Here is a 23,524-nt window from a genome sequence, read left to right as displayed (position 1 = left end):
CTGAGTCACGACGCGTCGTCGCCGGTCTCCGAGGGGTCGTCGATCGGCGTCCCGCCGTCCGCGATTCCCTTCGCGGCCGCTCGATCCATCGCGCTCTCTCTGGCCTCTCGGGCGAGCCGTTCCTGGAACCCGTGATACTTGGCGACGCCGGTCGCGTCGGCCTGCGAGATGTCGCCGACGCTCTCGGTATCGAACGAGGCGGCGTCGGCGGAGTAGACGGCGTACTCGCTCTCGCGACCCACCGGCCGAGCCTGCCCGCCTTCGAATCGCATCGTCACGGTGCCGGTCACGCGCTGGTTCGTCCGGTCGATGAACCCTTCCAGCGCCTCCATCAGCGGCGCGTCGACGAGCCCCTCGTAGGCGTATTCGGCCCACTGGTCGTCGACCTGCCGCTTGAACGACCGCTCGGCCTTCGTCAAGACGAGGTCTTCGAGGGCCTCGTGCGCGTTCAACAGCACCGTCGCCGCGGGATGCTCGTAGTTCTCGCGGACTTTGAGCCCGAGCATCCGGTCTTCCATCACGTCCGTCCGGCCGACGCCGTACGGGCCGGCGACGTCGTTGAGCCGCTCGACGAGTTCGACAGGGTCGAGCGACTCGCCGTTCAGCGCAGTCGGGTAGCCGTCCTCGAACGTCACTTCGACGCGCTCGGTCTCCTCACCGGGAGCGCTGGTCCACTCGTATATCTCCTCGCCGGGGACGTGGTCCGGCTCTTCGAGTTCGCTGCCCTCGACGGAGCGGGTCCAGAGATTCGTGTCGATGCTGTAGCGTCCCTCGTCGCCGCCCTCGACAGGCAGGTCACGCTTCTCGGCGTACTCCTGTTCCCAGTCGCGGGTGAGGCCGAGTTCGCGGACCGGGGCGACGACGTCGAGGTCGGACTTGCGCCAGACCGCCTCGAACCGGAGTTGGTCGTTCCCCTTTCCGGTCGAGCCGTGAGCGAGGGCGCTACAGCCCTGCTCCTTGGCGGTTTCGAGTATCTGTGCGGCGATGACGGGCCGGGCCAGCGCCGTCCCGAGCGGGTAGCCCTGATAGGTCGCGTTCGCCCGAACGGCGTCGAAACAGAGGTCCGCGAAGGCATCCTCGGCGTCGACGACGTGCTGTTCGAGACCGAGGGTCTCGGCGGTCTCCTCGGCCTCCTCGAACTCCTCGTCGGGCTGACCGACGTCGACAGTGATGCCGACGACCTCGTCGAAATCGTACTCCTCTTTCAACAGCGGGACACTGACCGTCGTATCGAGCCCGCCGGAGAAGGCGAGCGCGACTCGGTCCCCGGTGGTGCTTGACATGGCGGTTCAGTCCCCGAAGTGCTGACCGGCGAGGAGTTCGCTCTTCTCGTACTCCGCTCGGGTGTCGGTCCCGCTGATCTGTGCGACCTCCTCGGGGACCGAAACGACTGTGTACCCGACATCGCGCCCGATGGCGACGGTGTCGACGTCCGGGATGATGGTCGACTCGACGTTGGGGTGGTCCCCGTACACCTCGTCGATCAACTCCTTTCGCTCCTTGGCCGTGAGCGGGTTCTTCTCGCTCAGTTCGGTGTCGCGGATACCGATGACGACGTCCTTGCCGTTGTCTGCAGCCGAGTCGATGATGGTCCGGTGGCCGTCGTGCAGCGGCTGCCAGCGACCGACGAAGAGGTGGCTCGGATCGAATTTGATGTCCAGTTCCGTATTGATCTTCTTCAGCGTCTCCTCCTCGGAGTGAGTCGCCGTCCGGACTTCGAGGTCGGCCTCGCCGGGTTCGGGCTCCTCGAAGGGGGCGTCGACGCCGGTGAACCCCTCGATTTCGCCATCGTGGGCCTGCTGGTACATCCCTTTCACGTCCCGTTCCTCACAGACCTCGACCGGAGCCTGGACGTGGACGAACGAGACGTCGTCGACCTTTTCGTAGATGAGCTCTCGCTGGGACCGATACGGCGTGATGAACGACGCGATGACGTCGAAGCCCTGTTCGTTCAGGGCCTGCGCGACGCCCGCCGCGCGCCGGAGGTTCTCGGTCCGGTCCTCCTTCGAGAAGCCGAGGTCCGTGTTGAGCGTCTCGCGGAGGTAGTCGCCGTCTAGGTGAATCGTGTCCGGGCCGACGAGCCCCTCTGCGAGGGTCGACTTCCCGGAACAGGGGAGACCGAAGAGCCAGGTGGTTTCGGCCGTCATCAGTTGACCCTCCCGGTGAGGCAGGCGAGGCCGCCCGCGCCTTTGCGGATCTCGTCGACGGCAGTCGTTTCGACGTCGTACTGTTCGGCTAGCTTCGACTCGGCAGTGGGTGTATCGTTAGGCATGAGTATGGTCTCGTCTGCTGCGATCGTGAAGTTCATCGCTTGTTTTCGGGTGACCTCCTCGGTCTCGTCGAACCGGAGGACACCGTCGTAACACTGTGCGACCGTCTCCGGGTCGTCGAGATGCGCGGGGCGAATCGCCGCCCGGCCGTCCGGCAGCGGGCGGAGCGCGCCCATCAGGTGCTGCACGTCGTCGCTCATCCCGACGACGGTCGTCTCCGCGTCGACGAACGACGCGAGTCGTCTTGCCGCCGTTTCTGTACTGCGTTTTCCGACGCCGACGAGCAGTCCCGACGGCGACGGAATCGCGCTGCTTATCTCGAAGTGCTCCCCGGACGGGAACGGCACGACCGGGTCGTAACCGCGGTCGTGTGCAACGGCGAAGCGCTCCGGTTCCTCGGGCTTGCGGACCTCCGAGGCCATTCGGGAGAGCAACAGGTCGCCGTCAAACCCGAGGTAGGCGTCCGCGCTGTAGACGGCGTTCGGGTACCGCGACTCCTCGACGACCGTCTCCACGCCGTGGTCGGCGAGACGGTCCGCGTAGGTGCGGATCTCCTCGTTGAACGCCTCGATGTCGGGCGCTTCGAGGAACTGGTACGCGTCCGGGTCGTCGCCGGGTTCCTCGGCGAGCGTACAGAGAAACGCCGTTTCGAGCTGTCCGCGGTAGTCGCCGCTCGTCGGCTCGTCCCGGCCATCGTATGTCGAGCCGTGGTACGCGGCGGTCTCGCTCAGATCCATTCTGACTCGTCCGTGTAGCCGAGGCGCTCGACCACGTCGTCGAACGGCTCGTCCGCTCGGTCGAGCGCGCCGCGGACTAGTCCTTCCCTGTTTCGCCAGCGAGCGCGTTCGGGCTCTTTCGTCGTCATCACCTGATTGAGGTCCTCGGCGTTCTCTCGGAGCAGTTCGGACTCGCCGAGACCGGCGAAGTCGACGATCCCTTCAATCGTGGACTCGGTGTCGGTGATGAGGTCCTCGAACCTGACGCGGTGGACGTCGTCGAAGGCGTCGCGGCCCTCGAGGATGTGGCCCTGCGCCTGCGTCCACTGTTGCAGACAGGCGTCGATGAGCTGGCCGTCGCTGAACCAGCCCGGTGGCAGGTCGTAGTTCCAGAGCGCCCCGTCGTAGTCCTCTAGGTCGAGGTCGCCGACGTCGTAGGTCTGGAACCCCCGGTTCAGCCGCCAGCCGTCGTAGAGGCCGTTTATCGACGCCGCGGGGTTCCGCGTGAGGTGGACGAGATCGACGTCGGTGTCGGGAAACAGCTGCTCGCGGATCCACGGGAGCCGGTAGGCGTCGACGCTGGTCTTCAGCACCAGCGTCCGGTCGAAATCCTCGTCTCTGAGCCCGCGCTTGTGGTCGTGCGAGGTGATGAAGGGGCGCTCCTCGATGGCCTCGTCGTTGAGCCGTTCGTCCGTGTCTTCCTCGGCGAACTCGTCGAAGTTCTTCGGCGAGACGCCGTGGTCTCGGAGCACCTCGTCGAGCGATGCCCCCTCCATCATCGCCTCCCGCATCTCCCCGTAGGGGAGGTCCCGCTCGGGGAACTGCAACGGCAGTCGGACGAGCGTGTCGTCTATCCGGTGGGTCCGGTCGCCCTCGGCGGCCGTCGCACCCACGTCGGCGAGGAGATCCGTCAGCAGCGCATCCCGGTCGAAGGAGTCGAAGTCGGCGGGGATGCGGTCGGAGTCGAACTCGGGGTAACAGATACCGTTGAAGGTGTACCACTTCCCGTGTTCGCCGTCCGGACTACAGGTTCTCTCGTGGTGCCGAAGGGTGTCGAACAGGAGGCTGCTCCCGCCCCTGGAGGCGGACGCGACGAGCAGGACGCTGTCGAAGTCGTCGGCGCGGTGCTCCGACAGTATCGCCCGTTTTTCCGCCGATACCACCTCGTCTCGTACCGTCTGACTCTTGGTCTGAGCCTGCTGCCGTGCGTCGTTCAGTGGTTGCTCTAGACTCATCGGTTACGCTCCACTCTCGTATCGCTCCCGTCCGTCCGCCTGCGACGCGAGCGCTCGCATCGACTCAGTTGTAGCAGCGTTCATGGTAGTCGTTCGCCGACTGCCCCGGGCGACCGTACCGCGCAGACGCCGGCCGCCGTCGGGGGTGTTGCCGACACGAGAAGTACATGGTCCCTAACGGGAAGGGCGAATAGCTTTCGAGCGCTGGCAAAGTAGCGGGGCTCTCTGCGAGAGACTGCGGGGATTCCTCGGCCGCCAGCTCTCGGCACCGCCGGTCGAGTCCGGCGTATATCGTCGGTGAGTATGCAGCATTCATATTTCGAGAAACCAGATGGGAAATAAGTCGATAAATATCGAATCAAACACCGAGTAATCTATCTTTGTGACACCGCTGAGACACATTCCCAAATAGGCCGTTACAGTGTAGGCTGTGGGCGCGCTATTCGCGTGTTGAGTCGTGAAACATGCGTTATCAGACTGCTGACTGATTTTTGCCCTCGGTATTCGGGCATGTGATGATTCGAGTGAGTGGAAGTAAGCCCACCTTGCAAAGACAACCACAGTTACCGCGAGTGCAACTCAGCCTGCTATCGGTGGACCGTTGAGTTTGCCGTCCCCGGCGCTGCTGGGTTCGACGCTGTGGTGGTTCTCGGTCATCCCGGGGTAGGGGACGACGACGAGTCCGAGACCGACGACGGCGATACCGAGGACGACGAGGGCGAGTCCCGGGAGTTGTGAGCGGTCAAGGTCGACCATCATTTCGCCGGTCGAAACGCCGAGATAAGCGCTTTTTCCCTATAGTGAGAACCGCTCGCCGTCGACGGCGATGTCGTCGGCGAACGCCTGCTCGGGCGGGACGTAGTGGGCCGTATGGAGGATGCGGTAATCGTCGGCTTCGACGTCCGCCGCGAAGTCACGGGCACCGGGAAGCGTCATGTGTTTGGTCCCGAACGTCCGGGGGACGCCCTCGTCGTCGTGGTGTGTGCCGCCTTTCGGGTGGAACTCGCAGGCACCGGGGTGGACGATGCCCTCGACGAGCGCGAGGTCCGCGCCGGTCAGCACCTCGCGCGAGCGGTCGGGAATCTCGTAGCAGGTGTCGCCCGAGATCGAGAGGGTCGCGCCGGTCGCCGGTTCCTCGACGCGGAGGCCGTAACAGACCAGCGGCGGGTGCTCGACCGGGACGAGCGTCACCTCGAAGCCGGCGACAGAGAACGGTTCGTAGGGGGACTTTGGGTGAACGGAGACGGTGTCGAGATAGTCGTACTGGTCTCGGACGGTTTCGGCGACGCTCTGGCCGGTCTGTGAGTCGGTCTCGTCGGCGGCGTGGACCGGCAGGTGGTCGAGCAAGCGGTAGGCGTTGCCCAGCCCGTCTACGTGGTCGAAGTGGACGTGCGTGATGATGGCGGCGTCCGGCAGGGCGACGTTCTCACGGCGGAACTGGCTGCGGAAGTCCGGGCTCGTGTCGATTAGGAGCACCTCGTCCGTCTCGTCGTTTCGGAGGTGGACCGAGAAACGCGAGCGCTCGACGCCGTCGCTCGGGTCGATGCCTCGCTCGCGCAACCGATCGCGCAGCTCCGCGTCGGGGTCCCGTGCGCGCTCGCAGGTATCACAGTCACAGCCGACTGTCGGCGTCCCCGTCGTGTCGCCGGTCCCCAGCAGCGTGACCTCCATGTTGTCCGGGTGTCCGCGCCCGACGGGCTAAAGCCCGTGGGTTGCGTTTTCACCACCGACGTTCATCGCTGGCAGACTCCGAGCCGCCCGCTCACTCCTCGGTCGCGAGATCGTCGAGGTCGATGTCGTGTCTGGCCGCCGTCTCCCGGAGAACCTCGTGGGCGCGCTCCTCGGCCACGTCCTCGACCAGACAGTCGATGAATCCCGAGAGCAGCGACGGCTGGATACGCAAGTCGACGTACTCGACGCGGCCGTCGGCGACCACTACGTCGATGTCCCACTCGCCCGCGTCGGGGTCGGTCATACGCACGTCTACCCACTCGCTGGCGTCGTCGGGGTCTGTGAACGCGTCAGTCGTCATACGGCGAAGAGACGACGGCAGCAAGCATAAGCGTCCGCCTCGGTCGAAATCTGCAGTCAGTGGTCGTGGGCGTGGTCGTGTCCGCCGTCAGAGGCGGTGTCGGCGCTATCGCCGTCGTCCGAGAAGTCGCCGCCGGCGACGAGGGCGTCGTGGTCTCCGTCTATCATGTCCATGTTCTTGAGGTTGTCACGCTCCTCGAACTCGGCGATAGCGTCCTCTAAGTCCTGTTGGGTGAGCGTCGTCCGTTCCTCGGTCAGCGCTTCGAGCACCGCTTCTCGGAGGACCATTCGGAGGTCGCTGCCGGTCAGCCCCTCGGTGAGGTCAGCGAGCGTCGCCGGGTCGAAGTCGACGATGTCCATCTCGCGGGTGACGATGCGGAGGATGTCCGCTCGCATGCCGTGGTCCGGTTTCGGGAAGTTGACGATTTCGTCGAAGCGCCGCCACGCCGCCGCGTCGAGCTGGTCGGGGTGGTTGGTCGCGCCGATGAGCAACACCTCGTGTTGGATGAGCGAAATCTCGTCGATGCTCTTGAGCAGGGTGTTGACGGCGCGCTTGATGGCGGCGTGTTCGTCTGACGAGCGGGTCTTCGCGACGAAGTCGAACTCGTCCATGAAGAGGATACACGGCGAGAGCCGTCGAGCCACCTCGAAGACCTTCTCGACGTTTTTCGCCGTCTCGCCGAGGTACTGACTCGTGATCATCGACAGTTTCACCTCGACGAACGGGAGGTCCAAGTCGTGAGCGAGCGCCCGCGCGACGCTGGTCTTGCCGGTCCCCGGCGGGCCGACGAACAGCAGTTTCCCAATCTCGCGCAGGCCGATCTGCGCGAGGTAGTCGCGGTGTTCGATGGCTTTGACGATCTTCTGGATCTCGCCCTCCTGGTCGGGGGTCAACACGAGGTCGTCGAGCGTCGTCTCTACCTCGGAGGGAGCGCGCACGTCCACGAGGTCCAGCATCTCCTCGTCGTCCTCGTCGTCGCTGTCGAACGCCTCTTCGAGCATCGCGTCGATGAACGCGCGGTCGGCCCGCGAGGGGCGATTGTGGGCGCGGGCCGTCTCGTAGTCCACGCCGTCGTAGCGGTCCTCGTAGGCCGCTGCCAGCACGGGATTGGTCCGTATCTGTTCGGCGTCAGCCCGTTCGAGGAACCACTCCTCGGCCAGTTCTCGGTCGGTAAAGGAGATCGTTCCCGAGAAGTCGTCGCGGTCGGTGAACATCAGGCCGGAGACGGCGGCCCACGGCCGCTCGACGCCGGTGGCTTCGCTGGCGGTCGTGTTGGTCGCAGACAGCGGTCGCTCGATGTCGCCCTCGCTCCAGAAGACCGCTCGATAGGTCGGCGGCAGGTCGTCCGGGTCGAGGTCCCGTCGCTCGCTGTATACGTCGGTCGTCAGCAGGAACTCGACGACGTCCAGTTCCGGGTTGCTCATTCCCACTCACGTTGCCACGCGACCGGGATAAGTGACTCGAACCTGCGCCGCCCCGGCGAACGCTTATGCGCCCGCGCCGAGAAGTTTTACTCATATGACAGTTGATGCGATGCAGGAGTACGGACTGGAGCACATGACTGACAATGAGATGCGAGACTTCCTCGCCAGTCAGCGGATGGGCGTCCTCGGGCTTCCGGCGACGGACGCCCCGTACATGGTCCCGATATCCTTCGGCTACGACGGCGAGTCGTCGCTGTACTTCACGTTCGTCGGCGGCCCAGACAGCAGGAAACGAACCTTGATCGAAGCAGCTGAGACTGTCCGGTTTCTCACCTACGCCGCCCAATCGGTGTTCAACTGGGAGAGCCTCATCCTCACCGGGACCGTCGCCCGCGTCTCCGAAGAAGACTGGGACGATCTCGAAGAGGTCCTCCAGGGCGTGTGGCGGCCCGAGGTGTTCGAGGCGGCGATGGCGGCAGAAGAGGTCGTCGTCTACCGGTTCGACGTGGACGACTGGGCGGGGATCAAGCATACGGGACTGCCACCGGGTTTCGACGTGGACGGAACGGGCGAGTGACAGAGAGGGAACCCGGCGAGTGACCGCGACAGCGGCGACTCTGGTGGTCGCCGCGGACCGAGACAACTCCCGCCCCGCGGTTCGGAGTTTGTGAGCTTTTAACACAACTGCTCTCGTTGTGCCGTCCATGCCAACACCGGTCATCGTGGACGCGGTCCGCACACCGCAGGGGAAAGAAGACGGCGCGCTCGCTGGCGTCCGAAGTGAGGATCTCTCGATTCCGCTCGTCAACCAACTGCTCGCCAGCACGGGTATCGAGAGCGAAGAGGTAGACGACCTGCTGTGGGGCTGTGCCCAGCAGCGCGGCGAACAGGGCAACAACGTCGCGCGAGTTATCGCCCTGCTTTCGGACCTCGGCGAGAGCGTCCCGGCCTCGACTATCAACCGCTGGTGTGCCTCCTCGGCGGAAGCGCTGATGCGGGCCGCAGACGCCATCGCAGCGGGCCAGCGAGACGTGCTCATCGCGGGCGGCGTCGAGTCGATGTCCCGCGTCGCCATGGGCGAGAACACCCACAACGTCCACCCGCGTCTCGCAGAGGAGTACAACATCGGCGAACTCCAGATGGGAATGACCGCCGAGAAGGTGGCCGAGGAACACGATATCGGTCGGGAGGAACAGGACGAGTACGCCCTCCGAAGCCACCAACGGGCCGCTGACGCCACTGACTCGGGCCGTTTCGACGATGAACTCGTCTCCATCGAGACAGAGGCGGGTCGAGTCGAGGAGGACGAGGGTATCCGCCGCGACACCGACATGGAGACGCTGTCGGGGCTCCCGACGGTGTTCAAGTCCGACGGGTCGGTCACGCCGGGCAACGCCTCCCAGGTGTCGGACGGCGCGGCCGGGCTGATGGTCACCTCGCGGGAGTTCGCACAGGAACGCGACCTCGATATCCTCGCCGAAATCGGCGCACACGAGGTCGCCGGCGTCGACCCGACGGTGATGGGCATCGGTCCGGTCCCTGCCGTCCGCCAGCTCGCCGAGCGAACCGGCCGCGACACCGACGACTACGACCTCGTCGAACTGAACGAGGCTTTCGCCTCCCAGTGTCTCTACTGCCAAGATGAACTCGGCTTCGACGACGACATGTACAACGTCAACGGCGGCGCAATCGCCATCGGCCACCCGCTCGGTGCCTCCGGCGCGCGCCTCCCGGTGACGCTCGTCCACGAGATGAACCGTCGTGATGCCGAACTGGGGCTGGCGACGGAGTGCGTCGGGTTCGGACAGGGCGCGGCTATCGAGTTCCACCTGCCGGAGTGAGGACGTAACGGCTGTTTACTGGCCGCGAATGTCGCGGAATGCACCGCGTACCCGTCGTACTCGTCGCCGAGAATCGGAGTAGGTGGTACCAACGTTCCACATTCCATGCGGTTATGTAGCGTATAACAAGGCGTACCGACCGATTAGCGAGAGCCATGAGCAGCGAACGGCGGCTCGACGAGGGCGGGGCGTCACCACCGCTACCGCAGGACGAGTTCGCGGAGACGTCACTGGTCGCCGAGCTGGAACCGTCCGCAGACGGCGGCAAACGGGCGCTACTGTACCCGGCAGACCGATCCGGCCACGAAATCGCCACCCAGTGGGTATCGGTGCCGGCCGATGCCCTCCTCGATTTGGACGCGGTTCGGTAACCCCTTCTTTCGATAACGGACCCGTAACAATACCGTCGCTGAGACATCTCCCCGGCATGGGAACGGACCACTGGTCGCCGACCGGCGGCACGCCATCGCCCGACCCTGACGAGGGGGTGTTGCCGGCGGTGGTGCGGACGCGCTCCGACGGGGCCGAGCGGTACATCTGTTACGCCGACGACGTGGACCCGGCGGACGTCGACAGCCAGTGGTTCTCCGTCGACGCCGACATCCCGGTCTCGCTGACGCTGTGGCGCTAGGCGTTCCGACCGGTGAGCGCGACGACCACGTCGTCGTCTGAGTCGAGGACGCCGCGGTCGCGGTACACCGAAAGTGCCGCTGTTGCGGTCGCACAGGTCGGTTCGACGTGGAACCCGCTCGCCGAGAGCCGGTCGTGGGCCGCCCGCGTCGCCGCTTCGCTCACGGCGATTGCATCTCCGTCGGTCGCGTCGATGGCTGCCCGTATTCTGGTCGCCGCGTGCGGGATGCTGAATTTGGATGCCGTCTGCGAGCTCGTTCGCTCCGCCCGCCACTCCTCCTTGTGCATCTCCCCTGCCGTGTCGAGCGTCGGCGATGGGACTCGCACCGGTTGCCTGTGCGCCCAGTAGCTTCGGCATGTCGTCTATCCAGCCCGCCGCTTCGAGCGCCCGGAATCCCCGGTACGCGCCCAGAAACAGCGTCCCGTGGCCGAGCGGTGTGAGGACGGCGTCCGGCGCGGTCCAGCCCCACTGGGCGGCGAGTTCGTAGGCCACCGTCGCCGTCCCCGCGAAAAAGGCCGGGTTCCACGCGTGGCTGGCGTACCACCCTTCGCCCGCCTCGACGGCGTCGATGCAAGCGTCGGTCACCGCCTGCCGGTCGCCCTCGACCGCCACCACGTTCGCGCCGGTGCGCTCGATGCGTCGGCGCTTCTCGGCTTTGGCGTCCGCCGGCACGTATATTTCGGCGTCGATGCCCGCCCGCGCGGCGTAACTCGCCACCGCTAGTCCGGCGTTGCCCGATGAGTCTTCGAGAATCCGGTCGGCTCCCACCGCCAGCGCCTCCGCGACGACTGTCGCCGCGCCGCGGTCCTTAAAACTCCCCGTCGGATGCAGGAATTCCAGTTTGAACGTCGCGTCCCACTCGGGCGCGTCGACCAGCGGCGTCCACCCCTCGCCGAGCGTGACCTGCGTCTCCATCGGCAGGAACGCCTCGAACGCCCACAACCCCTCGTCGCGGTCGAACTCCGATGGGTCGCCGTCGGGAAGCGGTCGCTCGGCGTAGTCCAGCGCGTGCCCGCACTCGCAGCGCCACGGCCGGTCGCGGGGATACTCCCGGCCGCAGGCTTCGCATTTTCGCATATCTCTGGTGTCGGCGGGAGAGTACCAGAAGGTGGTGGGTGAAACGGTTGCACACAAAACTTATTCTGATACCGACTGTTCGGAAATTATGGCTGGTCCCACCCGTCGACAACTCCTCTGTACCGCCTCCGCCCTCGGGATGGGTACACTCGCGGGCTGTGGACAGGCACTTCTGGAGTCGGACGGCGACGTAGTGATCGGGAACTGGGATGACGCGACACACGAGTTCGACGTTACGATGGATGACGGTGACGATACGAAGGAGGGGACGGTCACAGTCGAAGCCGACTCGCGGGGAGAACTCACCGATTTCCTGCCTCAATCGGACTGGCCGTATCCGTTCTTGCTGCACATCACCGTTGACAGTGAGTACGTGGCGACGACGAAACACCGCTGGCAAGACCGGATAGAGGTCGTGTATCGGGCCGGCGGCTATGTGATCGCCGACGAAACGGAAATCGACATAGAGGTTACGCCGTCGGAGGGATATCCGACCCCTTCTCCGGATACCACGAGCAAGACGCCGTGACTGGCAGAGAGCATACCGCTCGCCGACGGCGAGCGGTTTCGCCATCAGAGCTCTGACGAGCCTGCTGTCACTGCACTCTAGCAGACACCGGAAGACTCGCGTTGCTCGCCTTTCGAGCCCTGCGTTCGTAATACTCACGCAGGACACCGAACTCGCGGCGACGCCGCGAGTTCGGCCTTTTTGGTCCAGATTTTTCGAGGAGCGGTTCGAGCGCGCCGAAGGCGCGACTCGAACCCGACGAAGAAAAAGGTGGTTTAGTAGGTATCCAGATTTGTCCCGACCGAGCAGACGTACTCGCCAGTCGCGACCTGCGGGAGGCGGCGCGAGCGCCAGAAGATACCTGGCGAGTCGGCGGTGACTTCGGTCTTGGGCTGGCCGAACACGTCGGTCACTTCGAAGAGGGTCTGGCCGCGGGAGAGGCGGTCGCCGAGTTCGACCTTGAAGTCGACGAGGCCGCCGTTGGGCGAGCCGTACTGCTCGAAGCCGGTCGCGCGGGTCTGGGGCCGCTTGTTCAGCGTCCCGTTCAGGAACCCGTAGTGGGTGAGGACGTTGAACACGCCCTCGACGCCGGTCTGGATAGACTGCTCGTCCCAGCCGACACAGCCGCCGAGTTCGGGGTCGATGGTCGGGACGCCCTCGTCGGGGGCGGCGCGGGCCAACTGGCCGTCCGGTCCCTTCTGGTCGAGGATGTATCCGCAGCCGAACACCTTCGCCATCTCCAGACACTCCTCGTGGAGACGGTGACGGGTGCCACAGCGGACGCGACACTCGTCGAGCATGCGCGAGGTAGAGCCCTGGTGGAGGTCCAAGACGAGGTCGGCGCTGACCGCCGCGTCGTAGGTCGCGGCGGCGATGCGCTCGCTGGACGTGCCGGCGGCGTCGCCGGGGTAGGCCCGGTTCATCTTCGTGTCGTCGATTGGGTTGCGGTGTTCGGCGACCTGGAAGGCGTGGTAGTTGACGATGCCACAGACCAGAATCGTTCCCGAGAGCTCGTCGGGGTCCAGTTGCGGGAGCACCTGCTGGACGACGCCCACGCCGTTCAGTTCGTCGCCGTCGCTGGCCGCCTGCATGTAGAGCGTCTTCCCGTCGGCGGCCCCGTTGACGACGGCGACCGGGAGTCCGACCGGACTGCCGTCGCGGGATTCGCCGACCTCCAACCGCCCCGTATCTATCTCTCCGGGGGCGGCACTCGCCGTACCGAAAGTTACCATTACGCGCCGTGTTCGGGTCGTTCGCTTTTACCGGTTCGGTTTCGACGCTATCTCTGCTGCCAGACCGACGGTATCTTGAGCGAGCGACGCCAACCGTCTCGTGTGTCAGAGCGCGAGCAACAGAGCGAGGCGGCGGCGATGGTCGCGGCACTCCACGTCCCCCGGAACGCGAAGTTCGGGTTCGGCGTGGCGACGCTGGTGACGGCAGCTATCGTCGCCCTATTCGTCCTTCCCGGGACCGGACGACCGATGTTTCTCTACGTTGCGTTGGCGTTCGTGTTGCTCGTCTCGCTCGGCAGTCTGTTGACGGCTGTCTTCACCGCTATCTCCGCGGTCCGACTCGCTCGGAGTTAGCCCTCGGCGAGTTCGGTGAACCGCTCGGCCCCGGAGCGGGTCCCCTTCGCGAGGAGAACGTCACCGGCCTGGAGCGGCGTCTCCGGGCCGGGTGAGACGACCCACGCGCCACCTTCGCGGCCGGTTCGGTCGCTCTCGCTAGTGGCCCGCCGGACGGCGATAATACGCATCCCGGTCTCGGTCTTGACGGCGGCGTCGCCGATGGTCGTCCCAGCGAGGGCGCTCGACTCGGCGACGGTCGCGCGGACGAGAATCTCGTCGGACTCGCGGACGGCCTCGGCGACGACCGGGTGTGCCGAGAGGCCGCGCAGGACGCCCTCGCTGATTTCGAGGGCCGCATCGGAGATTACCTCTGTCGACTGGGCGAGCTGGACGAGGCCTCGTAACGAGATGGGGTCGTCCATATCTGCGGCCGCGCGAAGCGTCCACGCCTCGAAACGCGACTGAAGGGCGTCGACTTCGGCTTCCAGTTCGACGACTTCCTCCGCGACTTCGTCGCTGTCGAACAGCACCGCGCCGTAGGCGAGGTCAACCGCGAGTTCGCCCATGTCCTTCATCAGGACGATGGAGTCGACCGCGCGTTCGAGATCCTGGCCCTCGCCGTCGGGCGGTTCTGGCGGCTCGTACGCCGTGCCGGTGGCGTCGGCGTACACTTCGCTGATGCCGTCGTCGGGGCCGCGAAAGAGGACCACGTCGTCGGCTTCGAAGCGCGTCTCGCGGTCGGGGTTGAGCAGCCAAGTGCCCTGCCGCCGGACCGCGATGGCTCGCACACCGGTCTCGGTTTCGAGGTTCAGGTCCCCGAGCGTCTGGCCAACCAGTCGTGAGTCCCGCGTCACCGTCGCGCGGACGAGCGTCTCCATCGCCTCGGGGAGCGTCGCACGCATCGCTTCGGGAAGCCCGATGTCCTCTAAGACGATCTTCGCGATGTCGCCGGCGGCGTCGCTGATCTTCTCCGCGGCTCCGACCATGCCGAGGACGGGCGCGAGCGCCTCGGCGTCGTCCGTCGAGCGACAGGCCATCAGCAGGCTCATCCGGGCGCGCATCTGTAGGACGTCCATCTTCGCCTCTAACTCTAGTACCTCGGCGGCGACGTCGTCGCTGCCGAGCAGCACCGCGGAGTACGAGAGGTCGATGAGCAACTCAGCGGTGTCTTTCATCTCCGCTAGCACCGCTTTCACGCTCACCGGCTCGTACTCGACGGTCCCCGTCAGCTCCATACCTCCCGCTTTAGCCCCGCCTCTCAAAAGGGTTCGCCGTCCCGTGGCTATCGTTCTCACGGAACGATGGCGGTGGTGAGCGGACAGATAGGCGATTCGAGACCGATATCGTAGTGGGACTCTCAGAAACGTTACTATTTCTGACTGAATGTCCAGTTACTCTCCGTCAACTGCCCAACACGGGCGCTCAGAAAGAAAATACTTTTCCCGGCACGTCGGGAACAATTGGCGTATGTCCGACGACCTCAAGAAAGGGTTAGAGGGTGTCCTCGTCGCCGAATCTTCGCTGAGTGTTATCGACGGTGACGCGGGCAAACTCGTCTACCGGGGGTACACCATCGAGGACCTCGCTACCGGTGCCAGCTACGAAGAGGTGCTGTATCTGCTCTGGTATGGTCATCTCCCGGACGCCTCGGAACTAGAGGAGTTCGAATCGGAGATGGCGGCCGAACGCGAGGTCGACGACGACGTCATGGCAACCGTCCGCTCGATGGCCAAAGCAGACGAGGAACCGATGGCCGCGCTCCGGACCGCGGTGTCGATGCTCTCTGCGTACGACCCCGCACCGGAAGACGCCGACCCGACCGACGAGGCGGTCAACCTCGCCACCGGCCGGCGAATTACCGCCAAGATTCCGACGCTCGTCGCCGCCTTCACTCGTATCCGCGACGGCGAGGAACCCGTCGAACCGCGCGAGGACCTCGGCCACGCCGCGAACTTCCTCTACATGCTCAATGGCGAGGAACCTGACGACGTGGCGGCGGATGTCTTCGACCAGGCGCTCGTCCTCCACGCCGACCACGGTCTCAACGCCTCGACGTTCTCGGCAATGGTCACAGCCTCGACGCTCTCAGACCTTCACAGTTCCGTCACGTCGGCCATCGGCACGCTGAAAGGCCCGCTTCACGGCGGCGCGAATCAGGACGTCATGGAGATGCTCAAGGAGGTCGACGACGCCGAACGCGACCCCCTCGATTGGGTCAAGAACGCGCTGGATGAAGGGCGGCGCGTCTCCGGGTTCGGCCACCGCGTCTACGACGTCAAGGATCCGCGCGCGAAGATTCTGGGCGAGCGCTCGAAGGAACTCGGCGAGGAGGCGGGGTCGGTGAAGTGGTACGAGATGTCCACGACCATCGAAGACTACATGCAAGAGGAGAAGGGGTTGGCCCCCAACGTCGACTTCTACTCGGCCTCGACGTACTACCAGATGGGCATCCCCATCGACATTTACACCCCCATCTTCGCCATGTCCCGCGTCGGTGGCTGGGTCGCCCACGTCGTCGAATACATCGAGGACAACCGGCTGATTCGGCCGCGCGCTCGCTACACGGGCCCGAACCCCGAGGAGACGGAGTTCGTGCCGCTCGAAGAGCGATAATGGCACCCACCAGCCGCGAGCATAGCGAGCGGGAAAAAGATGGAGGACAACCGGCTGATTCGGCCGCGGGCCCGTTGGTCGGCGGGACGGTTCGGACAGTAGCAAACGTAGTCGGCTGACTACCGCTGTAACATACCGTCTACAACCATTGTGCTCCGACACTATCTCGGTATCTTCGTTGTCTCGGCGCTCGCCGGAGTCGTGGCGTTGCTGGCCTTCGAATCGGTGGTCGGGCCCAGTGAGGCCTCGACTCCGTTCGTCGCAGTCGCTGCGGCGGTCGGCGCGACAATTGGCAGCTACGAGATGTGTCGGGAGTAGCCCGCTATCCGAATAACTCAGTAAAGCGGTCCACGCCGGCGTCGGTCCCGGCGATGACGAGTTTGTCGCCGTAGCGCACTTCCACGTCGGGACCGAGGTCGGTCAAGACCGTCCCGTCGCGTTCGATTGCGACGACCGTACAGCCGGTCTTCGAGCGCACGTTGGCCTCACCGAGCGTCTGGCCGGCGAGGCCACCCGCGTCGGTGCGGACGATTTCGACCTGCTTGTCCATCGAGATGACGTTCTCGTCCTCTAAGATGGTGGAGGCGAGCATCCGGCCGCTAACCGTCGCCAGCGAGAGGACGTAGTCCGCGCCGGCGCGGTACATCTTCTGGACGTTCTCGGTCTCCTCGGCGCGAGCGATAATCTCGACGTCGGGGTTCAGGTCGCGGATGACCAGCGTGGCGAACTCGGTGTCGGTGTCGTCCGAGAGTGCGAGGATGACCGTCCGAGCATCGGCAACGCCGGCCGCTTCGAGGTCTTCGGGCTCGGTGGCGTCGCCGACCACGTCGACCCCGGGTTTCTCGGTTTTGTCGAGCACCGTATGCGGGACGTTGGCCGCGCCGAGGCCGCTGGCGATGGTCTCGCCGACCTCGCCGTAGCCGACGATGACGGTCTCGCCGCGGCGAAAGCCCCGGACGCTAGAGAGCGTCTTCGATTTGAGCGCGTCGAGCTGTGCGGCGGTCCCCGACGCCAGCAGGACCGTGCTCCCCGTGAGTTCGGCGTCGGGCGAGGGTGGACTGACGAAGTCGCCGTGGAACCACGCGCCGATGACGTTGACGCCGGTGTCCTCGCGGATGCCGCTCTCGGCCAGCGTCGACCCGACGAGGTTGCTCCCGCGGTGGATGGGGAGTTCGGCGATATCGAAGTCCTCGCCGAGTTCGAACTCCTCGCCGAGCGTCGCCGAGACGCCAGTCGTCACCTTGCTGGCGAGGCTCTCGCCTAAGAGCCCGCGCGGCGAGAGGACGGCGTCGGCCCCCGCGAGATCGTGGTACTTCGCGCGGTCGGGTTCCTCGACGACGCTGACGGTGCGGACGTGTTCGTCGACTTCGCGGGCGGTGAGGACGATGCTGGTGTTGACCTGGTCGGAGGCGTCCGCGACGAGCGCCCGCGCGTCGGCGAGTTTCGCCTTCTCCAGTCCCTCGACGGACTGGGGGTCGGCGTGGATCGTGTGGTATCCCTCGTCGTACAGTTCGTTGGCCCGGTCGCGATCGGGCTCGACGATGACGTAGTCTACGTCCCACGAGTCGAGTTCGGCGACCAGCGTCTCACCGCGAGGCGTGAAGTGACAGATGACGACGTGATCGGAGAGGTCACGTTCGACGGTGGTCGGCGCTTTCGTCTTCATCGCCTCCTCGAACAGCGGGAACATCAACACGGGGAGCGCGAGGAAGATGAGGACGACACCGGTGATGTCCATTACGATGACGAACACGCGCATCAGGTCGCTCTCCCACGGGGCGTCTGACCCGTAGCCGGTCGTGGTGAACGTCTCGACGACGACCTGAAGCGCGTGGAGGAACTCCCGCGGTTCGTTCTCGAACGCCTCCATCCCGTAGTCGTAGCCGAGCGTGAACGCGAGGATGACCCCGGCGAGACCGATGACGTACAACAGCGTCCGTCGCTGCCAGGTATCCATCTACTCGGTACCTCACGGAGAGCCTGTAAAACAGTTCTGTCGGGGACGCCGTTTGCCACTCCTTCTCGCGTCATCGACTATCGAGACGACGCGCGTCTGCCGCTCGGCTGACGGCGGTTTCGAGGCGCTCACGTCCTGCGATTACACTTTCGCTCCGGTTCGGCGGGGTTTAAGTCACTCCGGTCGCTCCGTTCGCGTGCAGTCACACGCTCTCCCCTGAGTTTTCCGGTCGCTACCCGACCAGCGGCGTCGCTGCCCCCGGCTATAACACGTCGCGGCGAGTAGGCCGGGCCATGCTCTCGTTCGAGGACGTACTCGCGGCCCGCGACCGGGTCGCCGAGACGGCCCGACACACGCCGATCGACTACTCGCACACCTTCTCCGCGATGACCGGTGCGGACGTCCACCTGAAACTCGAACTGTTCCAGCGCACCGGGTCGTTCAAGATTCGGGGCGCGACCAATCGCATCGCCACGCTCTCACCCGAGGAGCGCGAGAACGGCGTCGTCACGGCCAGCGCGGGCAACCACGCACAGGGCGTCGCCCTCGCCGCGACGCGCATCGGCGTCGACTCGACCATCGTGATGCCCGAACACGCCCCGATCTCGAAGGTGAAAGCCACGCGGAGCTACGGGGGGAGGGTCGTCCTCCACGGCGAGGACTACGACGAGGCGGCCGAGAAGGCCCACGAAATCGAACACGAGGAGGGGCGAACGTACGTCCACGCCTTCGACGACGACTACGTGATGGCCGGGCAGGGGACTATCGGCCTCGAAATCTACGAGGACCTACCCAGCGTCGAGACCGTCGTCGTCCCTATCGGCGGCGGCGGCCTCATCAGCGGTATCGCCACGGCGCTGAAGGGCAAAGACGAGGACATCCGCGTCGTCGGCGTCCAGGCCGAGGGCGCGTCGAGCGTCGCCGAGTCCCTCGAAAAAGGCCACCGCATCGAACGCGAAGGCGTCGAGACCATCGCCGATGGCATCGCCACTCGGACCGTCGGCGAGCGGACCTTCGAGGTCATCGAAGCGCGCGTCGACGAGGTCGTGACCGTCTCGGACCCCGAGATTGCGGTGGCGCTGACGACCTTGCTCGAACGCTCGAAGACGCTCGCGGAGGGGGCCGGAGCCGTCGCGCTAGCGGCGGTCACCGAAGCGAAGTTCGACTATACCGACGACGAGACCATCGTCCCGGCGCTGTGTGGCGGGAACATCGACTTGAACACGCTCACGAACGTCATCATGCGCGGCCTCGTTGAGACGGGTCGTTACGTCAAACTTCGGACGGTGCTGAAAGACCGCCCCGGCGCATTAGAGGAACTCGTCGAGGTGCTCTCAGCACAGCAGATCAACATCTACGGCATCGAGCACGACCGGACCAACCGCGACGTGGCGATGAACGACGCCGAGGTGGAACTGGACTTAGAGACTCGCGGACCGGATCACGTCGAGGAACTCCTCGCGGCGCTCCGGGAGCGAGGCTACGAAGTCGAAGTGCTCGTATAGAGTCGGGTTTATACGGCTGGCGGGTGGCGTTCGCGGTATGAAACGCACTGTCCACACCGACGACGCGCCCGCCGCCGTCGGCGCGTACAGTCAGGCGACGACGACCGACGACCTCGTCTTCACCGCCGGCCAGATACCGCTCACGCCCGACGGCGAACTGCGCGTGGACGCGCCGGTCGCCGAACAGACACAGCAGGCGCTGGAGAACCTCGAAGCCGTCCTGGCGGAGGCCGGTGCCGGCATGGACGACGTGCTGAAGGTGACGGTCTACCTCGACGACATCGACGACTTCGACGAGATGAACGACACCTATCAGACGTTCTTCGACGAGGACCCGCCCGCCCGCTCCGCGGTCGGCGTCGACGCGCTCCCAAAGGGCGCGGCAGTCGAGATCGAAGCGGTCGCCGTCAGATAATGGACCCGCAACTCAAATCGAGCCTGCTCTGGGGCGTCATCGGCGGCCTGGCCTACCTCGTCCTCGTGCAGGGCTACCAACTGTTCGCCAGTATCCCCATCTCGACGCCCGTGAAGTTCGGCGTCGCCCTCGTCGTCGCCGTGGGCGCGGCCGCACTCACTTACGGGGCCGGGACTCGCCTGCCCGGAAGCGAAAGCCCTTAACCGACCGACCCCGCACAATCGCTTGCGAGCCAGGATGGCCGAACGGTAAGGCGCACGCCTGGAAAGCGTGTTCCCTTTCGGGATTCTGGGTTCAAATCCCAGTCCTGGCGTACCACCTTTTTCTGCGTCGGGTTTCCTCGCGCTGCGAAGCGGCGCTGCGGGAGGAGCGTGGCGGCTTCGCCGCCACGTCACTCGGTTGCGGGCCGTGGGCCCGCAACCCGCTCCTTGAAGAACGGGGGCGAAAAAGGCCGGAAGCGCGTCGCCGGTGCGCTTCCGGGGTCTGCCGGAGCGCAGCGACGGCAGGCTCGTCAGAACACCGCTCTGACGGCGAAACCGGGCCTTCAACGCGGGACATCACAAGTTGGGATTTGAGCACGGTAGTCGCAGCACCGAGCGAAGCGGAGTGACCGTCCCGAACCAGCACGATCAACAACAACCCTCATTTCCCTCGGGCGATTTATCTCCCTAGCCATGTCAGCGGAACGCTGCCGAACCGACCGCTCTGATACCCGCGGCCCGGAACGCGTTCGTGTCTCGACCCGACACGTGATTCCGAGGACCGCTCTCTCCGACCATGCACGCGGCGACTGACGTCCTTCTCGTCGGGACGGCCGACTGGCTGACGACTCTCGCGGCGGAACTCGAATCCCGGTCGGTCGGCAGAATCCGGCGGACGGAGACGGCAGCGGACGCGCTGGCGGCGTTTCGCGACGGAACCGTCGATTGCATCGTCAGCGAGTACGAGCTCGACGGTACGTCCGGACTCGACCTCCTCCGGGAGGTCCGGCGTGAATCGGCGTCGTTCCCGTTCCTCTTGAGTACCGCCGCTGGGAGCGAAGCGGTCGCCAGCGAAGCGATTGCCGCCGACGTCAGCGACTACGTCGCGGTGACGAACCCGGACGACCCGCCCCTCGACGAACTTGCCGACCGACTCGAACGAGCCGTGCTGTCCGCGCAACGGACGAGCAACCGGCGAGAGCGGGCCCGGCAGTTCGACGCTATCTTCCACGACGAACGGGTGGCGGCGTGGGTCCTCGACCCCGACGGCTCGCTCGTCCGCGTGAACCGAACCGCTCGCGAGATGCTCGACGCGGACGCCGAGGACCTCGTCGGCGACCCGTTCTGGACGCTCCCGTGGTGGTCCGACTCGGAGACGACGCGGTCGGACGTTCGGCGACTCGTCGAGAAAGCCATCGACGGCACGTTCGGCAACGCCGTCGTCACGCGTTCACCGAACGACGACGGTCACCGGGTCGTGGACCTGTCCGTCCGGCCGGTCGAGAACGAACGCGGGGACCTCGTCTCGATCGTCGTCGAGGGCGTCGACGTCACCGACCGGGTCGAACTCGAACGGGACCTCCGACGCTCCGAGGAGCTACACCGGGTGACGCTCAACAACATGACCGACACCGTCCTCATCACGGACGAGGACAGCAGCTACACGTACGTCTGTCCGAACGTCCACTTCATCTTCGGGTACACGGCCGAGGAGATCCGCGACATGGGGACCATCGAGGACCTCCTCGGGGCGGACCTCTTCGACCGGAGCGAGCTCGCCGAGGCGGGGGCCCTGAAAAACATCGAATGCACCGTCACCGACAAAGCGGGGCGAGAGCACACGCTGCTGGTCAACGTCCGAGAGGTGTCGATTCAGGACGGGACACTCCTGTACAGCTGCCGGGACGTTACGAAGCGAAAGCAACGCGAGGAGGCGCTCGCGACGCTCCACGAGATGTCGCGTGACTTCCTCTACGCGGAGACCCATCGGGAGATCGCACAGCACGTCATCGAGGATGCGCCGGGCGTTCTCGACTTCGACGCGAGCGCGGTCTACCTGTTCGACGCCGACGAGAACAGCCTCGCGCCCGTCGCCGCGTCGGCGGCCATCGAGGAACTGAACGGGCCGCTCCCGACGGTCCCTGCCGACGGACAGACCCTTCCCAGCTACAGTTTCGTCGAGGACGAACCGCTGTTCTTCGACGATGTCCACGCCGCGGACCGCCTATCGAACCAGGCAACGGGGCTCCGGAGCGCGGCGTATATCCCCCTCGGGAATCACGGCGTTTTCGTCGTGGGGTCGGACAGCGTCGGTGCGTTCGACACCGTCACACGGGAACTCGCCGACCTGCTCGCCGCGACCGCGGAAGCCGCCTTCGACCGCGTCACGCGGGAGTCGACGCTCCGCGAGCAGGACCGGATGCTCCAGCGACAGAACGACCGACTCACTGCGCTGAACCGCGTCAACGAGACGATTCGGGAGATTGACCAGGCGCTCGTTCGGGCCGAGACGCGAGAGGAGATCGACCACACCGTCTGCGAACTGCTGACCGCGGACGACCGGTTCAGTTTCGCGTGGATCGGCAGGATCGATCCGGTTTCAGAGACGCTCGAACCGCAGGCCTGGGCGGGTGCCGAACAGGGCTATCTCGACAGCCGTTCGTTTGCCGTCGACGAGTCGGGGACCGAACCCGCGACGCGAACGGCGGCGAGCGGCGAGGTGACGACGACGGCCAACGTCGCCGCTCGACTCCGGGCGGAAGCGTGGCGAAAGGATGCTCTCTCCAGGGACTTCCTCTCGGTCTTGAGCGTCCCGCTCGTCTACAACGACGTCACGCACGGGGTCCTGACAGTCTACGCGGAGACCCAGGACGCCTTCGACGAGATGTCGCGCGCGGTGCTCGCCGAACTCGGGGAGACCATCGCCTCCGCGTTGAGTTCGCTCGAACGGAAGAACGCGCTGCTCACGACGTCGATGACCCGCGTCGAGTTCGAGATAGACGACCCGTCGTTCGTCCTGTCGCGCATCGCGCGGGACGCGAACTGTACGCTCTCGTACGAGGGGGGCGTCCAACAGACCGCCGACGGGAGCTACGTGTTCGTCACCGTCGAAGACGCGCCCGTCGAGGATGTCGAAGCGACGGCCCTCGATCTCGTCGCCGTCGACGGTGTCCAGCGCGTAAGTTCCGAAGAGGTCGGTGGTGTCCTCCGGTTACGGCTGTCACAGCCGTTCCTCGCGCTGGAGTTAGCCGACCACGGAGCGGTCTTCCGGCGAGCGTCCGCGACACCCGAGACCACGACGCTCGTCGTCGATGTCCCCGACAGCGCCGATGTCCGGAACATCGTCCAACTCGTCCGCGAGACGTTCACCGACGTCGAACTCCGCTCGAAGCAGTCGTTCGACCAGGCGTCGGAACACACGCTCTACGCCGAGTTCATGGACGATCTCACGGACCGCCAACTGGAGGTGATACAGACGGCGTACTACAGCGGGTTCTTCGAATCCCCGCGCGAGAGCACCGGAGAGGACGTCGCGGAGATCCTCGGCATCTCGCCGCCGGCGTTCTATCAGCACGCTCGGGCCGTCCAGCGGAAACTGTTCTCGGCGCTGTTCGATGGCGGCCACGTCCCCGTCGCCGGCCCGGAACAAGGGGGTTGAATAACGAAGTAGTGTGCGAGCGGATGGTTAGCTATCAAACCAGACATTACACCCTTATAGACCTATTATCCCTAAAGGAGCGGCCGGGTCGCC

The 23,524-nt window shown here is 65.5% G+C and carries 24 protein-coding genes, 1 tRNA gene and 1 pseudogene; 14 read left to right on the top strand and 12 right to left on the bottom strand.

The window, feature by feature from the left end; translation table 11 throughout:
• Positions 1-5: 5 nt before the first annotated feature.
• From E4S61_RS07755 to E4S61_RS07725, 8 genes are all read right to left on the bottom strand, one after another.
• Entirely contained in the window at positions 6-1,283 is a 1,278-nt protein-coding gene (locus E4S61_RS07755; RefSeq protein WP_135303376.1) for an argininosuccinate synthase, read from the bottom strand.
• 6 nt (positions 1,284-1,289) lie between these two features.
• Complete coding sequence (gene cysC / locus E4S61_RS07750; RefSeq protein WP_135303375.1) at positions 1,290-2,147, bottom strand: adenylyl-sulfate kinase; 858 nt, start codon at positions 2,145-2,147, stop codon at positions 1,290-1,292.
• The gene (locus E4S61_RS07745; RefSeq protein ID WP_135303374.1) at positions 2,147-3,007 is read right to left on the bottom strand and encodes a hypothetical protein; all 861 of its coding nucleotides are present in this window, start codon (positions 3,005-3,007) and stop codon (positions 2,147-2,149) included. Before E4S61_RS07745 ends, cysC begins: the two co-directional genes overlap by 1 nt.
• Entirely contained in the window at positions 2,998-4,221 is a 1,224-nt protein-coding gene (locus E4S61_RS07740; RefSeq protein WP_135303373.1) for a sulfotransferase family protein, read from the bottom strand. The genes E4S61_RS07745 and E4S61_RS07740 overlap by 10 nt, the downstream gene beginning before the upstream one ends.
• Before the next feature lie 579 nt (positions 4,222-4,800).
• The gene (locus tag E4S61_RS25325; RefSeq protein ID WP_167768448.1) at positions 4,801-4,977 is read right to left on the bottom strand and encodes a hypothetical protein; all 177 of its coding nucleotides are present in this window, start codon (positions 4,975-4,977) and stop codon (positions 4,801-4,803) included.
• Positions 4,978-5,016: 39 nt separating this feature from the next.
• Positions 5,017-5,892 carry an MBL fold metallo-hydrolase gene (locus tag E4S61_RS07735; protein ID WP_135303372.1) on the bottom strand — a complete coding sequence of 292 codons (876 nt, stop codon included), beginning with the start codon at positions 5,890-5,892 and terminating at the stop codon, positions 5,017-5,019.
• Between the two features lie 91 nt (positions 5,893-5,983).
• Positions 5,984-6,253 carry a hypothetical protein gene (locus E4S61_RS07730; RefSeq protein ID WP_135303371.1) on the bottom strand — a complete coding sequence of 90 codons (270 nt, stop codon included), beginning with the start codon at positions 6,251-6,253 and terminating at the stop codon, positions 5,984-5,986.
• Positions 6,254-6,309: 56 nt separating this feature from the next.
• Positions 6,310-7,677 (bottom strand): ATP-binding protein, encoded by a 1,368-nt coding sequence (locus E4S61_RS07725; protein ID WP_135303370.1) that lies wholly within the window; start codon positions 7,675-7,677, stop codon positions 6,310-6,312.
• A gap of 94 nt (positions 7,678-7,771) precedes the next feature.
• Here E4S61_RS07725 and E4S61_RS07720 point away from each other — a divergent pair, with 94 nt between their 5' ends.
• The 4 genes from E4S61_RS07720 to E4S61_RS07705 all read left to right on the top strand — a co-directional run bounded on the left by E4S61_RS07720 (position 7,772) and on the right by E4S61_RS07705 (position 10,149).
• Positions 7,772-8,254, top strand: coding sequence for a pyridoxamine 5'-phosphate oxidase family protein (locus E4S61_RS07720; RefSeq protein WP_135303369.1), 483 nt, complete (start codon positions 7,772-7,774; stop codon positions 8,252-8,254).
• Between the two features lie 127 nt (positions 8,255-8,381).
• A complete protein-coding gene (locus tag E4S61_RS07715) occupies positions 8,382-9,518 on the top strand; it encodes a thiolase family protein (protein ID WP_135303368.1) in 1,137 nt (378 codons plus the stop codon).
• Between the two features lie 155 nt (positions 9,519-9,673).
• Positions 9,674-9,889: a DUF7511 domain-containing protein gene (locus E4S61_RS07710; protein WP_135303367.1), complete on the top strand. Its 216-nt coding sequence runs from the start codon at positions 9,674-9,676 to the stop codon at positions 9,887-9,889.
• A 56-nt stretch (positions 9,890-9,945) separates the two neighbouring features.
• Complete coding sequence (locus E4S61_RS07705) at positions 9,946-10,149, top strand: hypothetical protein (protein WP_135303366.1); 204 nt, start codon at positions 9,946-9,948, stop codon at positions 10,147-10,149.
• Here the strand turns inward: E4S61_RS07705 and E4S61_RS07700 are convergent.
• Positions 10,146-11,091, bottom strand: a pseudogene (locus E4S61_RS07700) (pyridoxal-phosphate dependent enzyme). The gene E4S61_RS07705 and the pseudogene E4S61_RS07700 sit on opposite strands and share 4 nt — an antisense overlap.
• Between E4S61_RS07700 and E4S61_RS26110 the strand changes: the two are divergent.
• Complete coding sequence (locus E4S61_RS26110) at positions 10,975-11,268, top strand: hypothetical protein (protein WP_245180746.1); 294 nt, start codon at positions 10,975-10,977, stop codon at positions 11,266-11,268. The pseudogene E4S61_RS07700 and the gene E4S61_RS26110 overlap by 117 nt on opposite strands.
• Positions 11,269-11,314: 46 nt before the next feature.
• Positions 11,315-11,755, top strand: coding sequence for a hypothetical protein (locus E4S61_RS07695; protein WP_135303365.1), 441 nt, complete (start codon positions 11,315-11,317; stop codon positions 11,753-11,755).
• Positions 11,756-12,009: 254 nt separating this feature from the next.
• On the opposite strand, the gene E4S61_RS07690 is transcribed toward E4S61_RS07695, so the two are convergent.
• Positions 12,010-12,966: a succinylglutamate desuccinylase/aspartoacylase family protein gene (locus tag E4S61_RS07690; protein ID WP_135303364.1), complete on the bottom strand. Its 957-nt coding sequence runs from the start codon at positions 12,964-12,966 to the stop codon at positions 12,010-12,012.
• A 102-nt stretch (positions 12,967-13,068) separates the two neighbouring features.
• Between E4S61_RS07690 and E4S61_RS07685 the strand changes: the two genes are divergently transcribed.
• Positions 13,069-13,320: a DUF7536 family protein gene (locus E4S61_RS07685; protein WP_394346442.1), complete on the top strand. Its 252-nt coding sequence runs from the start codon at positions 13,069-13,071 to the stop codon at positions 13,318-13,320.
• Here E4S61_RS07685 and E4S61_RS07680 read toward each other — a convergent pair.
• A complete protein-coding gene (locus tag E4S61_RS07680; protein ID WP_135303363.1) occupies positions 13,317-14,537 on the bottom strand; it encodes a potassium channel family protein in 1,221 nt (406 codons plus the stop codon). The two genes, E4S61_RS07685 and E4S61_RS07680, sit on opposite strands and share 4 nt — an antisense overlap.
• A gap of 232 nt (positions 14,538-14,769) precedes the next feature.
• Here E4S61_RS07680 and citZ point away from each other — a divergent pair, with 232 nt between their 5' ends.
• Together citZ and E4S61_RS25320 are read left to right on the top strand one after the other, a co-directional pair.
• Entirely contained in the window at positions 14,770-15,915 is a 1,146-nt protein-coding gene (gene citZ, locus E4S61_RS07675) for a citrate synthase (RefSeq protein ID WP_135303362.1), read from the top strand.
• A 150-nt stretch (positions 15,916-16,065) separates the two neighbouring features.
• The gene (locus E4S61_RS25320) at positions 16,066-16,233 is read left to right on the top strand and encodes a hypothetical protein (protein ID WP_167768447.1); all 168 of its coding nucleotides are present in this window, start codon (positions 16,066-16,068) and stop codon (positions 16,231-16,233) included.
• 4 nt (positions 16,234-16,237) lie between these two features.
• Here E4S61_RS25320 and E4S61_RS07670 read toward each other — a convergent pair whose 3' ends face one another.
• A complete protein-coding gene (locus E4S61_RS07670; protein WP_135303361.1) occupies positions 16,238-17,872 on the bottom strand; it encodes a potassium channel family protein in 1,635 nt (544 codons plus the stop codon).
• 293 nt (positions 17,873-18,165) lie between these two features.
• Here E4S61_RS07670 and ilvA point away from each other — a divergent pair, with 293 nt between their 5' ends.
• The 5 genes from ilvA (at position 18,166) to E4S61_RS07645 (ending at position 23,431) form a co-directional block, all read left to right on the top strand.
• Positions 18,166-19,377 carry a threonine ammonia-lyase gene (gene ilvA, locus E4S61_RS07665; RefSeq protein ID WP_135303360.1) on the top strand — a complete coding sequence of 404 codons (1,212 nt, stop codon included), beginning with the start codon at positions 18,166-18,168 and terminating at the stop codon, positions 19,375-19,377.
• 37 nt (positions 19,378-19,414) lie between these two features.
• Complete coding sequence (locus E4S61_RS07660; RefSeq protein WP_135303359.1) at positions 19,415-19,792, top strand: Rid family detoxifying hydrolase; 378 nt, start codon at positions 19,415-19,417, stop codon at positions 19,790-19,792.
• A complete protein-coding gene (locus E4S61_RS07655) occupies positions 19,792-19,995 on the top strand; it encodes a hypothetical protein (protein ID WP_135303358.1) in 204 nt (67 codons plus the stop codon). Before E4S61_RS07660 ends, E4S61_RS07655 begins: the two co-directional genes overlap by 1 nt.
• A 28-nt stretch (positions 19,996-20,023) precedes the next feature.
• Positions 20,024-20,105, top strand: a tRNA-Ser gene (locus E4S61_RS07650).
• Positions 20,106-20,569: 464 nt separating this feature from the next.
• Positions 20,570-23,431: a bacterio-opsin activator domain-containing protein gene (locus E4S61_RS07645; RefSeq protein ID WP_135303357.1), complete on the top strand. Its 2,862-nt coding sequence runs from the start codon at positions 20,570-20,572 to the stop codon at positions 23,429-23,431.
• Positions 23,432-23,524: the final 93 nt, after the last annotated feature.

The organism is Haloarcula amylovorans (genome assembly GCF_004681185.1).
In the GTDB taxonomy this organism is placed as follows: Archaea; Halobacteriota; Halobacteria; order Halobacteriales; family Haloarculaceae; genus Haloarcula; species Haloarcula amylovorans.
Note: the sequence above shows the minus strand (reverse complement) of the source record. Positions and strands in the feature narration are given on the sequence as shown.

Excerpts from the sequence above, each read along its gene's own strand:
- E4S61_RS07695 (WP_135303365.1), top strand. The coding sequence starts at position 11,315 with ATGGCTGGTCCCACCCGTCGACAACTCCTCTGTACCGCCTCCGCCCTC.
- E4S61_RS07710 (WP_135303367.1), top strand. The coding sequence starts at position 9,674 with ATGAGCAGCGAACGGCGGCTCGACGAGGGCGGGGCGTCACCACCGCTA.
- E4S61_RS07745 (WP_135303374.1), bottom strand. The coding sequence starts at position 3,007 with ATGGATCTGAGCGAGACCGCCGCGTACCACGGCTCGACATACGATGGC.
- E4S61_RS07720 (WP_135303369.1), top strand. The coding sequence starts at position 7,772 with ATGACAGTTGATGCGATGCAGGAGTACGGACTGGAGCACATGACTGAC.
- cysC (WP_135303375.1), bottom strand. The coding sequence starts at position 2,147 with ATGACGGCCGAAACCACCTGGCTCTTCGGTCTCCCCTGTTCCGGGAAG.
- E4S61_RS07705 (WP_135303366.1), top strand. The coding sequence starts at position 9,946 with ATGGGAACGGACCACTGGTCGCCGACCGGCGGCACGCCATCGCCCGAC.
- E4S61_RS07715 (WP_135303368.1), top strand. The coding sequence starts at position 8,382 with ATGCCAACACCGGTCATCGTGGACGCGGTCCGCACACCGCAGGGGAAA.
- E4S61_RS07735 (WP_135303372.1), bottom strand. The coding sequence starts at position 5,892 with ATGGAGGTCACGCTGCTGGGGACCGGCGACACGACGGGGACGCCGACA.
- E4S61_RS07655 (WP_135303358.1), top strand. The coding sequence starts at position 19,792 with ATGGACCCGCAACTCAAATCGAGCCTGCTCTGGGGCGTCATCGGCGGC.
- E4S61_RS07740 (WP_135303373.1), bottom strand. The coding sequence starts at position 4,221 with ATGAGTCTAGAGCAACCACTGAACGACGCACGGCAGCAGGCTCAGACC.
- E4S61_RS07645 (WP_135303357.1), top strand. The coding sequence starts at position 20,570 with ATGCACGCGGCGACTGACGTCCTTCTCGTCGGGACGGCCGACTGGCTG.
- E4S61_RS07690 (WP_135303364.1), bottom strand. The coding sequence starts at position 12,966 with ATGGTAACTTTCGGTACGGCGAGTGCCGCCCCCGGAGAGATAGATACG.
- E4S61_RS07680 (WP_135303363.1), bottom strand. The coding sequence starts at position 14,537 with ATGGAGCTGACGGGGACCGTCGAGTACGAGCCGGTGAGCGTGAAAGCG.
- E4S61_RS26110 (WP_245180746.1), top strand. The coding sequence starts at position 10,975 with ATGCAGGAATTCCAGTTTGAACGTCGCGTCCCACTCGGGCGCGTCGAC.
- E4S61_RS07755 (WP_135303376.1), bottom strand. The coding sequence starts at position 1,283 with ATGTCAAGCACCACCGGGGACCGAGTCGCGCTCGCCTTCTCCGGCGGG.
- E4S61_RS07725 (WP_135303370.1), bottom strand. The coding sequence starts at position 7,677 with ATGAGCAACCCGGAACTGGACGTCGTCGAGTTCCTGCTGACGACCGAC.
- E4S61_RS25325 (WP_167768448.1), bottom strand. The coding sequence starts at position 4,977 with ATGGTCGACCTTGACCGCTCACAACTCCCGGGACTCGCCCTCGTCGTC.
- E4S61_RS07730 (WP_135303371.1), bottom strand. The coding sequence starts at position 6,253 with ATGACGACTGACGCGTTCACAGACCCCGACGACGCCAGCGAGTGGGTA.
- ilvA (WP_135303360.1), top strand. The coding sequence starts at position 18,166 with ATGCTCTCGTTCGAGGACGTACTCGCGGCCCGCGACCGGGTCGCCGAG.
- E4S61_RS07670 (WP_135303361.1), bottom strand. The coding sequence starts at position 17,872 with ATGGATACCTGGCAGCGACGGACGCTGTTGTACGTCATCGGTCTCGCC.
- citZ (WP_135303362.1), top strand. The coding sequence starts at position 14,770 with ATGTCCGACGACCTCAAGAAAGGGTTAGAGGGTGTCCTCGTCGCCGAA.
- E4S61_RS07660 (WP_135303359.1), top strand. The coding sequence starts at position 19,415 with ATGAAACGCACTGTCCACACCGACGACGCGCCCGCCGCCGTCGGCGCG.